Annotated in this window: 16 protein-coding genes and 1 tRNA gene; 8 read left to right on the top strand and 9 right to left on the bottom strand. The window is 61.0% G+C overall.

What is annotated here, in order from left to right; genetic code table 11:
• Positions 1-169: 169 nt before the first annotated feature.
• A tRNA-Gly gene (locus tag GTP23_RS10035) sits at positions 170-245 on the bottom strand.
• A 174-nt stretch (positions 246-419) separates the two neighbouring features.
• On the opposite strand from GTP23_RS10035, the gene udk reads away from it, so the two are divergent.
• Positions 420-1,055 carry a uridine kinase gene (gene udk, locus GTP23_RS10030; RefSeq protein ID WP_155435151.1) on the top strand — a complete coding sequence of 212 codons (636 nt, stop codon included), beginning with the start codon at positions 420-422 and terminating at the stop codon, positions 1,053-1,055.
• A 58-nt stretch (positions 1,056-1,113) separates the two neighbouring features.
• A complete protein-coding gene (locus GTP23_RS10025) occupies positions 1,114-1,524 on the top strand; it encodes a hypothetical protein (protein ID WP_161035025.1) in 411 nt (136 codons plus the stop codon).
• 12 nt (positions 1,525-1,536) lie between these two features.
• Here GTP23_RS10025 and GTP23_RS10020 read toward each other — a convergent pair whose 3' ends face one another.
• Complete coding sequence (locus tag GTP23_RS10020) at positions 1,537-1,923, bottom strand: VOC family protein (protein ID WP_161035024.1); 387 nt, start codon at positions 1,921-1,923, stop codon at positions 1,537-1,539.
• A 198-nt stretch (positions 1,924-2,121) separates the two neighbouring features.
• Between GTP23_RS10020 and GTP23_RS10015 the strand changes: the two genes are divergently transcribed.
• Positions 2,122-2,541: a hypothetical protein gene (locus GTP23_RS10015; RefSeq protein WP_161035023.1), complete on the top strand. Its 420-nt coding sequence runs from the start codon at positions 2,122-2,124 to the stop codon at positions 2,539-2,541.
• Positions 2,538-2,726, top strand: a complete 189-nt coding sequence (locus GTP23_RS10010) for a helix-turn-helix transcriptional regulator (protein ID WP_161035022.1) — start codon at positions 2,538-2,540, stop codon at positions 2,724-2,726. Before GTP23_RS10015 ends, GTP23_RS10010 begins: the two co-directional genes overlap by 4 nt.
• A gap of 68 nt (positions 2,727-2,794) precedes the next feature.
• Here GTP23_RS10010 and GTP23_RS10005 read toward each other — a convergent pair whose 3' ends face one another.
• Positions 2,795-4,024 carry a TonB family protein gene (locus GTP23_RS10005; RefSeq protein ID WP_161035021.1) on the bottom strand — a complete coding sequence of 410 codons (1,230 nt, stop codon included), beginning with the start codon at positions 4,022-4,024 and terminating at the stop codon, positions 2,795-2,797.
• Positions 4,021-4,422, bottom strand: a complete 402-nt coding sequence (locus GTP23_RS10000; RefSeq protein ID WP_161035020.1) for a hypothetical protein — start codon at positions 4,420-4,422, stop codon at positions 4,021-4,023. The genes GTP23_RS10005 and GTP23_RS10000 overlap by 4 nt, the downstream gene beginning before the upstream one ends.
• 189 nt (positions 4,423-4,611) lie before the next feature.
• Here GTP23_RS10000 and GTP23_RS09995 point away from each other — a divergent pair, with 189 nt between their 5' ends.
• From GTP23_RS09995 to GTP23_RS09980, 4 genes are all read left to right on the top strand, one after another.
• Entirely contained in the window at positions 4,612-7,086 is a 2,475-nt protein-coding gene (locus GTP23_RS09995) for a TonB-dependent receptor plug domain-containing protein (protein ID WP_161035019.1), read from the top strand.
• A 12-nt stretch (positions 7,087-7,098) separates the two neighbouring features.
• Positions 7,099-8,013, top strand: a complete 915-nt coding sequence (locus GTP23_RS09990; protein WP_161035018.1) for an SAM hydrolase/SAM-dependent halogenase family protein — start codon at positions 7,099-7,101, stop codon at positions 8,011-8,013.
• A 212-nt stretch (positions 8,014-8,225) separates the two neighbouring features.
• Positions 8,226-8,738, top strand: coding sequence for a response regulator (locus GTP23_RS09985; protein WP_161035017.1), 513 nt, complete (start codon positions 8,226-8,228; stop codon positions 8,736-8,738).
• Positions 8,735-11,284 carry a GAF domain-containing protein gene (locus GTP23_RS09980; protein ID WP_161035016.1) on the top strand — a complete coding sequence of 850 codons (2,550 nt, stop codon included), beginning with the start codon at positions 8,735-8,737 and terminating at the stop codon, positions 11,282-11,284. Before GTP23_RS09985 ends, GTP23_RS09980 begins: the two co-directional genes overlap by 4 nt.
• A gap of 79 nt (positions 11,285-11,363) precedes the next feature.
• On the opposite strand, the gene GTP23_RS09975 is transcribed toward GTP23_RS09980, so the two are convergent.
• The 5 genes from GTP23_RS09975 to cydP are packed head-to-tail and all read right to left on the bottom strand — an operon-like array spanning position 11,364 to position 14,678.
• Positions 11,364-11,657, bottom strand: coding sequence for a cyd operon YbgE family protein (locus GTP23_RS09975; protein ID WP_371866878.1), 294 nt, complete (start codon positions 11,655-11,657; stop codon positions 11,364-11,366).
• Positions 11,654-11,776, bottom strand: a complete 123-nt coding sequence (gene cydX / locus GTP23_RS09970) for a cytochrome bd-I oxidase subunit CydX (protein ID WP_161035015.1) — start codon at positions 11,774-11,776, stop codon at positions 11,654-11,656. Before cydX ends, GTP23_RS09975 begins: the two co-directional genes overlap by 4 nt.
• Positions 11,777-11,804: 28 nt before the next feature.
• Positions 11,805-12,941, bottom strand: a complete 1,137-nt coding sequence (gene cydB / locus GTP23_RS09965; protein WP_161035014.1) for a cytochrome d ubiquinol oxidase subunit II — start codon at positions 12,939-12,941, stop codon at positions 11,805-11,807.
• Positions 12,934-14,505 carry a cytochrome ubiquinol oxidase subunit I gene (locus GTP23_RS09960; RefSeq protein ID WP_161035013.1) on the bottom strand — a complete coding sequence of 524 codons (1,572 nt, stop codon included), beginning with the start codon at positions 14,503-14,505 and terminating at the stop codon, positions 12,934-12,936. Before GTP23_RS09960 ends, cydB begins: the two co-directional genes overlap by 8 nt.
• A complete protein-coding gene (gene cydP, locus GTP23_RS22595; protein ID WP_196308764.1) occupies positions 14,502-14,678 on the bottom strand; it encodes a cytochrome oxidase putative small subunit CydP in 177 nt (58 codons plus the stop codon). Before cydP ends, GTP23_RS09960 begins: the two co-directional genes overlap by 4 nt.
• Positions 14,679-14,733 lie beyond the last annotated feature (55 nt).

Below are 14,733 nucleotides of genomic sequence, written 5' to 3'. Positions count from 1 at the left end.
ATTTTGGGCGCAGGAAATAAATACAAGAATGATATGGATCATGATATTTCGATGCGGCATCACAAAGCGGCCTGCCATGCGCTCTGGCAGAGGGCAGCTTTGCGCACGCAAGTGATGCGAGATGGGAGCGGAAATGAAAAAAGCAGCCCGTGGGCTGCTTTTAGAATTCTGGAGCGGGAGAAGAGTCTCGAACTCTCGACCTCAACCTTGGCAAGGTTGCGCTCTACCAACTGAGCTACTCCCGCTTGGAGTGTTGTGCTGCACATGTCGTGAAGCGGGAAGAATTATAGCAGAGCCAGAGCGCTGGTCAAGAGCGAAATTCTGCCATCTGGCAAATTCTGCCTGACCGTCTGGCGCTGCACGGCGCGCCGGACACGGCAGCAACTATGCGTTTATGCGGCCTTCCGGTATCATTTGGCATGAACAAGATTTCTTACCAACCGTTTATTATTGGCGTCGCAGGCGGTAGCGGCAGCGGCAAATCTACCGTCTCGCAGCAAGTATTAGCGTCGTTCGGCGCCGAAATGGTCTCCGTCGTCATGCAGGACGACTACTACTGCGACCAGACCCACCTCTCGCCCGAAGTACGGCGCCAGCAGAACTACGACCATCCGCAAGCCTTCGACTGGCCGCTGCTGGTGCAGCACGTGCAGGCGCTGCGCAATGGCGAGACGATCAACATGCCCGAGTACGATTTCACCATCGACAACCGCTCGGACCGCACCATCCTCGTCAAGCCGGCTCCCGTGATCGTCATCGAAGGCCTGTTTGCGCTGTACGACGCCGATCTGCGCAAACTGATGTCGCTCAAGATCTTCGTCGACACGGCTTCGGATGTGCGCTTCATCCGCCGCATGCAGCGCGATATCACGGAACGTGGCCGCACCGTTGACAGCGTGGTCAAGCAGTACATGGAAACCGTGCGCCCCATGCACAAGCAATTCATCGAGCCGACCAAGCGCTATGCCGACGTGATCATCCCGCATGGTGCCAACGGCCCGGCAGTCGACGTGATCACCACCAAGGTGGCCAGCGTCATCAGTCAGCTTAAATAAACCGGCCAAGCCGCTGCGGCAGCTGGAACGACCATCTGCCGCACTGGAGGAAACTGCAATGAATGTGATCGCCGCTGCCGTCACCGCCGTGATAGCCCTGGCTATAGCTTCGAAAATGGCGACGGCACTGCCGCGCCGCTACCGCGCGCGCAACTGCCAGAGCAGCGCATGGCTGCAGGCTTTTCCCGATACCCGCTTGCAGGATGTGCGCGAGTTCCTGCTGCTGTGTACCCAGAGTTTCAGCTTCAAAGGCCGGCAGAAACTGCTGTTCGGTCCGGGCGACCGCCTGCAGGAAATCTATCGCAGCCAGTCCCGCCACCGGCGCGGTAATCGCCAGCCATTCGATACCTTGGAAAGCGAGCTGCTGGCCCGCTACGGTGTGGAGCTGGCCCCGCTATGGAGCGAGCACCTCACGCTGGGCGACCTGTACGCCCAGGTCAAGCTGCATCAGGGCGGCCGCCCGGCCTGAGCGCTGGCCGGTTCACTGCCCCGGCACGGGCTCCCACAGTTCGACTTTATTGCCCTCGGGGTCGAGCAGCCAGGCGAACTTGCCGAACTCGGATGGCTCGCCCACTTCCAGCACATTGCAGCCTTCCTCGCGCAAGGCCGCCAGCAGAGCGTCCAGATTGGCCACACGGTAATTGATCATGAAGCTGCTGGTGCTGGGCGCATATTCCTGCGCATGGTCGGCCGAAATCGTCCACGCCGTCGCCCCCGCCACAGGTTCGCCGCTGGCATCGGTCCAGTCGAACACGGCGCCGCCCCATGCCTGCACATCTACCCCCAGATGAGTCTTGTACCAGGCGCGCAGAGCGACCGGATCTTTTGCCTTGAAAAACACACCGCCTATACCTGTCACCCGTTTCATGCTGGCCCCGTGTAGTGATATGTCCCTAGTCTACACTGGCTGACCGAAAAGTTGGCTAGAACCATGAACTTCCTGACATGTTTGCCACAGCTAGCCACTAGCTGCCCTCCGCGCAAATAAATGTGTAAAGCTTGCTTGACATGTGCGAATATCCCTCCTAAGATGTAAAGCATACTTTACAACCGAATGGAGGCAATGATGCACAATCCCGCAGAACCCCGCTTTTCCGCCAATGAACGCAAGCACAGCCAGCAATATCTGCGCGAGCTCGGCGGTAGTATTGCCATCTATATGGCCCTGCTCATACCCTCGCTGTTGTACGGCCCGGGCATGGCCGACGGCATGGCGAAAACAGCAGCACTCACCGTTCCCGTACTGGGCTTCTTCCTGATGATCTGGGCCATCGCACGGCAGGTGCAGCGCATGGACGAATACCAGCGCAGCCTGACCCTGGAAAGCCTGAGCCTGGCCGCGGCCATCACGGCCGCCATCACTTTCACTTACGGTTTTCTGGAGAACGCCGGTTATCCGCGCCTGAGCATGTTCGTGGTCTGGGGCATCATGGGTAGCGCCTGGGCCATCACGGGGCTGCTGCGCTGCTGGGCGGCCAAGCGATGAACAACAGCATACGTACGCTGCGCGCCGAGCGCGGCTGGAGCCAGGCCCATCTGGCAGACCAGCTGGCCGTGTCGCGCCAGACCGTCAACGCCATCGAAACGGGGCGCTATGATCCCAGCCTGCCGCTGGCCTTCGCCATCGCCCGCCTGTTCGGTCTGACGATCGAAGATATCTTCAGCGTGTGAAGCTGCAAGCGGCCCGTCTCGATGCATCCACATACGGGCTGGCCGCCATCCGGTATATCAGGCCGGAATCAGTAGCGCAGACTGGCATCCGGCGCACTACCGCCCGCCAGCCATGCTGCAGCGCGCGGTTCGCCTAGTTGCTGTGCTTGTTGCAGTAGTTTCTGTCCACGAGGTAGATCCTGCGCTACATGGCTGCCACGGGTCAGTAGATAGCCCGCCAACGCCAGTGCACCGGCGTCGCCTCCGGCCATGCCACGCTGCAGATAGTGCCAGCCTTGCGCGTCACTCTGAGGCAGCACACCTCCCGCCAGAAACAGTTCACCCAGTGTTGCTTCCGCTTCCGGCCAGCGTTGCTGCGCCGCCTGCTCCAGCCATTTGCGCGCCTGCACCGCATCTGCCGCAAGCCCCTGTCCGTTCAGATAGGCCTGCCCCAGACGGGTCTGACCGAGCGCGCTACCGTTTTCCGCCGCCTTGCGGTACCAGCGCAAAGCCTCCTCGCTACTGGCTGGCACACCAGCTCCGCGCGCATAAGCCTCGGCCAGTTTTTCCTGCGCCACCACCGCACCCTGTTCAGCGGCTTTGCCGTACCAGAACGCGGCCTGCACCAGATCGAGCACATTGCTACGCTCGCCCGAATAGTGCATACCCAGACGCTGCTGCGCCTCGACGCTGCCCTGTTCGGCCGCACGGCGCAGCCAGCCTAATCCCTGCTCTACATCACGCGTAACACCCACTCCCAGATACAGCGCTATCCCCAGTTGATACTGGGCCTGGGCCTGCCCTCTTTGAGCGGCAGGCTGGAATAACTGCACAGCTAATTTCTGGTCTCTGACCTCGGACTCTTCCCAGTACATCATGCCTAGTTCGTACAGCGCATCCATGTCGCCAGCCAGCGCGCTCTGGCGCAATGCTTGCTGCTTATCGTTTCTGACCCGCGTCAGTTCCTCGGTTTCTAGCGTCCAGTAATAGTGGATAGGCGTCCACGCGCCAACCACGACACCATTTCGTCTGGCTGGCCGGAACCGGCAGGTCTGCAATACTCTGGCGGCCTCATCAAGCAAGTCGGAGCCGCTAGTCTTGACGATACGGCTATCGATCGCCCGACCTTCTTCATTGACGAGGAAGGACAGCATGACCTTCCCCGTGTAGCCACGCTCAAGTTCTGCTTTCGGCCATTGTGGCTTAGTGCAGCTATCGTCAAATTTCAGCACGGGAGGTTCGTATGCGGGCATGCCCTGCTGTGCAGCGGCGGCGCCGCAAAACAGCGCCAGAATAGCAACTGCCAGACCTAGCTTCATTTCTGGCTCTTGCTCGGTTTGATGGCGAGCGCCATTTTTTCTTCACCGTTGGTCCAGCGTATGGTCGAGGTCTCGCCCAGCCTGGCCAGCACGCGCGGCTGCGCCAGCACCTTGGCCCGGGCATCGGATGATTCGCGTATGGTGAGCGCCAGATCAACCGCATTGGCCGCATCCTTGCCCAGCAATTCGACCACCCAGCCATTGTCGAATGTAATCACGCTCTTTTTATCCAGATCCAGCAATACCTGCTTCGCGCTGCTCTGTACGTGGGTGATACCACCACCCACCGGGGCAACGCGCTCGACATCGAGTGCCAGATTGACCTGCCCGTCGCCAGCCCGGACACTGCCTGACACGGCCAGCATCAGACTGCCTAGCGTCACAATTTTCTTCAGCATATAAGTCTCCTGTTTTCTGATAACGCCCGGATCGCCATGATCGAAGCGTTGGCCTATGCTATAGCCAATTATGCAAGATAGCAATTTCAGCACGGGCACAGTATAAGCATATAGACAATTGCTTGTTGTTAAAATGATCCTATTGCTCGTAAGATCCTAGTTCGCTCTACACTAAGCAAGGAACTCACCATGCCCCACACTCTTCCGCCGCTGCGCCGCAGCGCACTCGCCGTGGCACTGCTGCTCGCCAGCCAGACCCAGGCGCAGGAATCCGCCAATCTGCCCACTACCACTACCAGCGCGGCCGCCATTGATCAGGTCACCGTGGTCGGTTCGCGCGCGCGCAACCGCACCGTGTTCGATAGCGCAGTGCCTATCGACCGTTTCGGCGCACGCGAAGTGGAAAATGCGCTGGCCAGCGGCGAACTGGGCGCGGCCCTGCAGGCGCTGGCGCCGTCGATCAACTTCGCCCGTATCGAATCGAGCGGTGCTGCCGACTCGGTGCGCGGCATCCAGCTGCGCGGCCTGGCACCGGATCAGGTACTGGTGCTGATCAATGGCAAGCGCCGCCACGCCAGCGCCGTGCTGGACACGGAAAGCAGCTTTGCCGGCACGGTGCCGGTCGACATCAATGCCATCCCGCCCGGCGCCATCGACCATATCGAAGTGCTGCGCGACGGGGCCGGCGCCCAGTACGGCAGCGATGCTGTGGCCGGCGTGATCAACATCGTGCTGAAGAATGCCCGCAGTGGCGGCTCCGCCTCGCTGGGCTACGGCGCCAACCACACCGACTTCAAGCCCACTAACGAAACCAAGACGGATGGCCAGACCAAGACCGCCAGTGCCGACTACGGCGTGCCGCTCGGCGATGCCGGCTTCCTGCGCTTCGGCGCCGACACGCGCAGCCGTGCCCCGACCCAGCGCGCCGGTTTCAGCGATGCAGGCTGGACTTCGTGGAACTCCACGCCGGCCGATCTGGCACTCGATGGCAAAGTCGTCTTCAAATCAGGCGATTCGCACAGCAATAACAACTACCTGTTCTACAACGCCCTGCTACCACTGGAAAATGGCGTCGATGCCTATTCCTTCGCCACCCTGAACCAGCGCAAGTCCACCGGCAGCGCATTCTTCCGCTATCCGGGCGACCCCAGCAATGTGCTGGCCCTGTATCCGCGGGGCTTCCGGCCCGATACCCATGGCGACATGAGCGATGTCAGCGCTGTCGCCGGTGCACGCTTCAGCGCGCAGGGCTGGAACTGGGATGTCAGCGCCCGCCACGGCGGCAATCTGTTCCACTACGATCTGAGCAACTCGGTCAATGCCTCGCTCGGTAGCAACAGCCCTACCCGCTTCCATCTGGCCAGCTTCGACTTCCGCCAGAACGCCCTCAATGCCGACCTGACGCGCGAATTCGATCTGGGCCTGCCCGCCCCTGTCAGTCTGGCCATAGGTGCCGAGTTGATGCATGAAACCTATCGGAGTTCGCCCGGCGATGCGGCGTCCTACGCGGCCGGTCCGCTCACCGATGCGCCACCCGGTGCCCAGGCAGGTCCCGGCTTGCGCCCGCAGGATGCCTTCGATGGCAGCCGTTCCATCCGCTCCGTGTATGCCGATGGCGAAACCAGTTTGAGCAGCCAATTGCTGCTGCAGGCCGCCGTGCGCTATTCCGATTACAGCGACTTCGGCCACGCCAGCACGGGCAAACTGGCCAGCCGCTATAAACTCAGCGACAGCCTGCTGCTGCGCGGTTCGCTGTCGAACAGCTTCCGTGCACCGGCGCTGGTGCAGACCGGCTTCCGCTTCTCCACCCTGAATTTCAACAGCGATGGTAGCGGCGTGCAGACCGCCTCGCTGCTGCCGGCCAGCGATGCGCTGGCGCGTGCCTTCGGTGCGCAGGCACTCAAGCCGGAAAAATCCACCAATCTGTCGCTGGGTCTGGCATGGCGGCCCGAGCGCCATACCAGTTTCACGCTCGATGGCTACCGCATCAAGATCCGTGACCGCATCACCCGCAGCAGCGATCTGCAAAGTGAAGCGGCCACCGCCTATCTGGCCAGCATAGGCCGCAGCGATATCCAGTCGGTGGCCTATCTGGCCAATCTGCTCGATACCAGCACGACCGGGCTGGACGCCGTGCTCAACCACGATCTGCCATTGGCGGGCGGCACGCTGAACCTGAACGCCGCGCTCAACCTGAACAAGACCCGCATCGATCAGGTGCATCAGGCGTCCGGCGCGCTGGCGAAAATCGATCCGGCGCTGACGCTGCTGACCGATAACAATCTGTTCCGCATCCGCCACGCTTCGCCGAAAAGCAAGCTGGTACTGAGCGCCGACTGGCAGGCTGCACGCTGGAATCTGCAGGCGCGCGCCACCCGCTACGGTGCGCTGCAGGACTTCTCGTTCGACGATAGCGCACCGCTGGTCGATGGCGTGCACGCCCAGTCGTTTGCGGCTGTGTGGTCAGTCGATCTGGAAGCGCAGTACAAGCTGAGCCGCCAGCTGACCCTGATCGCCGGTGCCGACAATGTATTCGACCGCTATCCCGAGCGCGTGCGCCAGACCAATAACGCCAGCTATGGCGGTGCCCTGCCCTACAACTTCATCAATCCTATCGGCGTCAACGGTGCCTACTTCTATGGCCGCGTACGCTACACCTTTTAAACGGGGAACCCTATGAAATTCAAACAACTGAGCAAACTGTTCGCCGCCGCCTGCCTGAGCACCGTGCTGGCCGCGCAAGCCCACGCCAGCAATGCATTGGTATTGCTGACCGACTTCGGCACGTCGGATGGCGCGGTCTCGGCCATGCATGGCGTGGCCTTCGGCGTCGACCCGAAACTGCAGGTATCCGACCTGACCCACAACATTCCCGACTACGACATCTGGCTCGGTGCCTACCGCCTGTACCAGACCGCCAACTACTGGCCGCAAGGCAGCGTGTTCGTGGCCGTAGTCGATCCGGGCGTGGGCACCAGCCGCAAATCGGTGGTACTGAAAACCCGCGCAGGCCGCTACTTCGTGGGGCCGGACAATGGCCTGTTCACCCTGATCGCCGAGCGCGACGGCGTGGCCGAACTGCGCGAGATCGACGAGAACGTCAACCGTCTGGCCGGTTCCGGCGAGTCCTACACCTTCCACGGCCGCGATGTATATGCCTACGTGGGCGCCCGCCTCGCTTCGGGCGCCATCAGCTTCGAGCAGGTCGGTCCCGTGCTGCCTAGCACCTCGGTGGTGAAGATCGCTTACCAGAAAGCCGTACGTCAGGGCGACACGCTGCGCGGCATCATCCCCGTGCTCGACGTCAAGTACGGCAATGTCTGGACCAATATTCCTAAGACCCTGTTCGACGAACTGAAGATAGGCGTGCACGACAAGGTACAGGTACGCATCCTGCACAAAGGCAAACAGGTGAACAAGGTAGTGGCACCGTTCGAGCACACGTTTGGCGGCGTAGCCCAAGGCAAGCCGCTGGTCTACCTGAACAGCCTGCTCGACGTGGCCGTCGCCATCAGCCAGGGCAACTACGCCAGACAGCACCACATCGACTCGGGTGTGGACTGGGAAGTGGAAATCAGCAAGGCCAAGTAAAAGCAGATAGGCAGGTCTGCCGTTGACACGGCAGGCCTGCCCCCGGCGCTACTCTCGCGCTCCGCCTAGTGACTATCAAATTGATATAATTGCGCCGATCCAACAAAAAAACCAATTCTAACGATTTTTTATATTTCTCCTGTACACTACCCGTATAGTCAGCAGAGCCGCAGCGCGGCAAGGCTATGTCAACAGGAGGGAGGTTGGGCAGTATGAGCAAAGGGGTCATCCTGTGCGTCGATGATGATTCGACGGTACTGAATGCATTACGGGTACTACTGAGTAAGATCTTCGGCAGCGACAACGTCATCGAAATTGCCGAGGGCGGCGAAGAAGCGCTAGAGATAGTCGAAGAGTATGCGGCCGAAGGCACCACGGTCAGTGTCATTGTTTCCGACTACATCATGCCGAATATGCGTGGCGACGCCCTGCTGGTGGCACTGCACGAGCGTAGTCCGAATACCATCAAGATCATGCTGACGGGCCAGAGCGATCTGGAAGGCGTAAAAAAAGCCATCAACCACGCCAATCTCTACCGTTTTCTGGAAAAGCCTTTCAATAACGCCGATCTGGTGCTCACCCTGCGCTCGGCCTTGCATGCCTTCCATCAGGAATCCCGGCTGCGCGATGAAATCCGCGCGCTGCAACAGGAACTCGCCGCCAGCGCCGCCGCACTGCAGGCCAAAGAGGCCGAGCTGGCCCAGTTGCGCGCGGGGCGTACATGAACGACACCTCCGCCAAGCGGGCGCCACGCCAATCCTTCCAGCGCGAAGCAGAGCTGGCCATCATTAACGATGTCCAGACGGCACTGGTGGCGCGCCTGCAGCTGCACGACATTTGCGATATCGTCGGCGAAAAGATCAAGCGCATCTTTGACGCCCAGGTGGTGATGATCGCCCTGCTCGACGATAAAGGCGAACAGCTGTACATGCCATATGCCATCGAGCGCGATGAACGCTTGCCCCCTACTTCGATCGGCGTGTTCGGCTTTCGCAAGCATGTGATCGAAACCAAACAGGCCTTGCTGTTCAACGAGAACATCGCCCAGGCTTCCATCGAATACGGCAATCCCGTGGCCATCCGTGGCGACATGGCGCGCAGCGCCGCCTTCATCCCCATGATTATCGGCGACCGCGTAACGGGCGTGGTCACGCTGCAGCATCTGGATCTGGAATTTGCCTTCTCCAGTGCCGATGTCACCCTGCTCAAAACCGTCACCAGCACGCTCGCCGTGGCACTGGAGAATGCCCGCCTGTTCGACGAAACCCAGCGTCTGCTCAAACTGTCGCAAGACCGTACCAGCGACCTGCTGATGCTCAACCAGATGCAGACGGCGCTGGCCAACCGTCAGCGCGAACAGAATATCTACGACATCGTCGGCGAACAGATCCACGCCATCTTCGATGCCCAGTCGGTCGATATCGCCCTGTATGACCGCGCCCGCGACTGTTTCGACTTCCCGTTCTCGATAGAGCGCAATGTGCGCTATCCTAAGATCTCCCTCAACAACGTCGGCTTCCGCAAGCACGTGCTGGAAACCGGCAAACCGCTGCTGATCAACGAGAATCTGGCTGCGCTGGTCGCCCAGTACGGCAACCCCGTGGTGATCTATGGCGAAATTCCCAAGGCCGTGCTGTTCGTCCCGCTGATGGTCAGGGAGCAGGCCGTCGGCGTGATCTCATTGCAGAATCTGGACCGCGAAAATGTCTTCACGGCGGCCGATGTCACCCTGCTTTGCACGCTGGCCAACAGCCTCACCGGCGCGCTGGACAATGCCCGCTTGTTCGACGAAACCCAGAGCCTGCTCAAGCTGACGCAGGACCGCGCCAATGATCTGGAAATGATCGGTAGCATAGGCCGCCAACTCACCGCCCATTTGGAACAGGGGCCGCTCATCAGCGCGCTGCGCGAGCATGTCCAGACCCTGCTGGAAGTGCAGGAATTCCGTCTGTTCCGTCTGGCCGAAAACCGGCAGACGCTGGATCTGGCGCTGGGCTGGCAGAATGGCAGCCCGCTAGCGGCCGAGCAACGCCAGATCAGGCCGGGCGATCCCTTCGAGCGCTGCCTGAACGAACAGGCCGAAGTGATCATCCAGAGCGAGCATGAAGGCTCGAGCATGTACATTCCCCTGATGACGGGTAGCCGGGCACTCGGCATACTGCACATCAGCTGCCCTGGCGGTGCCGTGTATGGCGAGCGCGATGCCGCCATCCTGCGCAGCCTGTGCGCTTACGGTGCAATTGCACTGGCCAATTCGGACGCGCTGGCCGCCCTCAAACAGGCGCAGGCCACCATCATCCAGCAGGAAAAAATGGCCACACTGGGGCAGCTGGTGGCCAATGTGGCACACGAAGTCAACACCCCTATCGGTGCCATCAAGTCCAGCGGACAAAGCATCGTCGGCGCGCTGGAACATACCATGGTCAGCCTGCCGCGCCTGTTCCAGCTGCTAGACCAGTCGCAGCAACGCCTGTTCATGGGGCTGATCCAGCATGCACGCAACGTCGTGTGCCTGCTCAGCACACGCGAAGAACGGGCCGTGACCCGTGCCCTGACCCAGACGCTGGAACAGCAAGGGGTCGGCAATGCGCGCGAAAAAGCCGCCATGCTGGTGCAGCTGTATGCGTACGAGCATACTCAGGACTATTTACCTCTGCTATGCCATCCCGCCAGCGACTTCATCATGTCGACTGCCGCTGCCATGTCGGCCATCATCCGCAGCGCCGACAATATCAATACGGCGGTAGAACGGGTCGCCAAGATCATCTTTGCGCTGAAATCCTATTCGCGCGTCGATACCAGCGGCACCTTCTGCGCCATCGATCTGGCGGAAAGCATAGAAACGGTATTAACGATTTACCACAATCAGATCAAACATGGCGTGGAAGTGGTACGGCAGTTTGAAGCGCTGGACGAATTACTGGGCCTGCCCGATGAACTGAATCAGGTCTGGACCAATCTGATCCACAACGCCCTGCAAGCCATGCAGGGCAATGGCACGCTGACCATACAGATAGGCCGGCGCGAGCAGCATGCCGTGGTTGCCATCAGCGACACCGGCTGCGGCATACCGCCCGAACTGCGCGAGCGCATCTTCGAAGCCTTCTTCACCACCAAACCGCCCGGCGAAGGCAGCGGTCTGGGACTCGATATCGTCAAGAAGATCATTGCCAAGCACAATGGCGAGATCAGCGTCAGCAGCGAAGTCGGTGTCGGCACCACGTTCACGGTGGCGCTACCGCTGGCGGCGCATGCAGAGGCGCTAGCCTAGCCCTGCCAGCAACGCCGGCCCGGCCAGTGCCTGCGCGGTGCTGGCCACTGGCGCTTACGTATTCAGTGCCAGCCTGCCATCAGATTCCACCTCCCATTTTCAGGGCAGCGGCCAGCAGCAAACATAACAGACAGCTCCAGCCCGAGAATACCCAGCGCAGCACGGGCTGCACCGGTATATAGCCTACCCCGCGTATCAGTCCCGTACTCATGGCGGCAAACAGCAAGGTCGCCAGCGCGTGATCGGCGCTGCCGTCGGCACGCTGGAACAAAGGCGGGTAGAGAGTCGCTACCAGCATCAGCAGCAGGCCGGCCGCCAGACTGCTTAAATGCAGCTGCGAGAACTGCAGCTGCTCCAGCTGGTCCGCCTTCACAACTGCCCTCCTTCTGCCTCATGCGCCGCGCGCGCCGCTGCATTCTCGCCCCACATGGCATTCAATATCGCCAGCGCCAGCGCAAAACCCACACCCAGTATCCAGGCAAAGTACCACATGATGTTCTCCTTCTTTAGCTTGCAGAATTTAATAAGCCGTGTGCTCGTGCGCGGCGATATGCGCTGCAGTCACCTTGCCACGCATGACGCGGTAGGCCCACGAGGTGTACAGAATTACCAGCGGCATGAACAGCAGCGTGGCCCAGAACATGATGGCCAGACTCAGATGACTGGACACGCTATCCCAAACGGTCAGGCTGGCCGCCGGCATGGACGACGATGGCATTACAAACGGGAACATGGATGCGCCCGCCGTGCCGATCACGCCCACCAGCGCCAGCGAGGACAGCACGAACGCTGACAGCGTGCGACGCTTGAGCAGCAACAGTGCGGCCAGCAGCGCACCGCCCAGCCCCAGCGCTGGCAGCAGCCAGAGTGCAGGCTGGCGCGCATAGTTGGCCATCCACGCTCCCGCTTCGCGCACCACGGTTTTGCCCAGCACATCGGGCAAGGCAGCCGGAGCGATCACGGAAGTAATCCGGTAGCCGGGTATGCTCTGCAGCCACACGCCGGCGCCGGCAAAGCTCAGGCATAGCAGCACGGCTGCCACGACGGCCGCGCGGATCGCGCGTGCCTGCAATGCGCCTTCCGTACGGTGCGCCAGATAGGCACCGCCCTGCATGGTCAGCATGGCGCTGCTGACCACACCGGCCAGCAAGGCAAAGGGATTGAGCAACTGCCAGAAACTGCCCGTGTAGGTCGATACCAGATACTGGTCGAAGTGGAACGGCACGCCCTGCAGCAGGTTGCCGAAGGCGATGCCGAACACCAGTGGCGGCACCGTGCCGCCCACGAACAGACCCCAGTCCCACACGCTGCGCCATAGCGGATGGTGGATCTTGCTGCGGTAATCGAAGCCGACCGGGCGGAAGAACAGCGCCCACAGCACCAGCATCATGGCCCAGTAGAAGCCACTGAACGCGGTGGCATAGACCACCGGCCAGGCGGCAAACAGTGCGCCGCCGCCCGTGATGAACCACACCTGATTGCCATCCCAGTGCGGGCCCACCGTGTTGATCACCACGCGCCGCTCCAGATCGCTGCGCCCCACATAGGGCAGCAAGGTGCCGACACCCATATCATGGCCGTCCATGATGGCAAAGCCCACCAGCAGCACCCCTACCAGCAGCCACCAGATAATTTTCAATGTGCTGTAATCAAGCATGCTGCAGCTCCTTGCGCGTCAGGTCATAGTCATAGCGGCCCGTACCCAGGCTGCCGGGGCCCTGGCGGGCGAACTTCACCATCAGGAACACTTCCACCACCAGCAGCACGGTATAGAAAGCCACAAAGCCGGTCAGCGATCCGTACAGATTGGCCACACTCAAAGTGGAGACGCTCATATGGGTAGGCAGCACGCCGTAGATGGTCCATGGCTGGCGCCCGTACTCGGCGACAAACCAGCCCAGCTCGCAGGCCAGCCATGGAGCAGGCAGCATCCACAGCGCCCAGCGCAGCAGCCAGCGCGACTGCCCGCACACCAGTTTGACGGTGCTCCAGAACGCCAGCGCGAACAGCAGCAGCATGGCCATGCCCAGCCCCACCATCAGGCGGAAAGCCCAGAACATGGGCAGTACGCGGGGCACCGTATCATCGACGGCGCGCTCTATCATGGCAGGCGTGGCTAGGCGCACATCGGCCACGTATTTTTTCAGCAGCAGGCCAAAGCCCAGATCACCCTTGTATTCATTGAAGCGGGCCAGCGCCGCCGCATCGTCGCGCTGCTGGCGCAAAGTTTCCAGCGCCAGCACGGCCTGTACGCCGCGCACGATGCGGGCGCGGTTGTTCACCTTGATGGCATGGATGCCGGGGATTTGCTTGCTGACGGAGCGGGTGCCGATCAGCCCCATCACCCACGGCAGTTCGATTTCCCAGTCATTGCGGGCCTGCGCTTCGTTGATGCCGGCCACCAGCGTCAGGCCGGCCGGCGCGGGCTTGGTTTCCCACATGGCTTCCATGGCAGCCAGCTTGGTTTGCTGCGCCTCGCCCACGGTATAGCCCGATTCGTCGCCCAGTACGATCACGCTCAGGGCCGAAGCCAGACCGAAAGCGGCGGCCACGCGGAAGCTGCGCCTGGCAAACTCCACATCGCGCCCGCGCAGCAGATACCAGCTCGACACCGACAGCACGAACATCGCCCCCGTGACATAGCCGGCCGAGACCGTATGCACAAACTTGGCCTGCGCCACAGGGTTGAACAGCACGGCCCAGAAGTCCACCATTTCCATACGCATGGTGATGAAGCTGAACTCGGCGCCGACGGGATTCTGCATCCAGCCATTGGCCACCAGTATCCACAGCGCCGACAGATTGGTGCCGACCGCCATCAGCAAGGTCACCAGCAGATGGTGTTCCTTGCGCAGCCTGTCCCAGCCAAAGAAGAACAGGCCTATCATGGTCGATTCGAGGAAGAAGGCCATCAGCCCTTCGATGGCCAGCGGTGCACCGAAGATGTCGCCCACGTAGTGCGAGTAATAGGCCCAGTTGGTGCCGAACTGGAATTCCAGCGTGATGCCGGTGGTCACACCGAGCGCGAAGTTTATGCCGAACAGCTTGCCCCAGAAGCGCGTCATGTCTTTCCAGATGACTTTACCCGTCATCACATACACGCTCTCCATGATCACCAGCAGCCAAACCATGCCGACGGTGAGCGGGACGAATAGAAAATGGTACATGGCTGTGGCGGCAAACTGCAGCCGCGACAAATCCACTAATTGGTCCGAAATCACTGTTTTTCTCCTGTAGTTCCGAGCGGCCCGCCCAGATGCCGGGCGACGGCCGTGGTGTCGACCTCGACACGCGCGTCCCGCACAAAGGCCCACCACAGCCCCGTCAGCAGCACCAGCTTGACAAGCACGGCGATGATCAGGTGGCGTAACAGGCGTTTATCGGACGTTCTCATGCCCACTGTTTCGCACATTCCGTGCCAGTGGTAACAGGAAGATAAAAATGATGCA

The organism is Duganella fentianensis (assembly GCF_009857835.1).
Classification (GTDB): Bacteria; Pseudomonadota; Gammaproteobacteria; order Burkholderiales; family Burkholderiaceae_D; genus Rugamonas; species Rugamonas fentianensis.
Note: the sequence above shows the minus strand (reverse complement) of the source record. Positions and strands in the feature narration are given on the sequence as shown.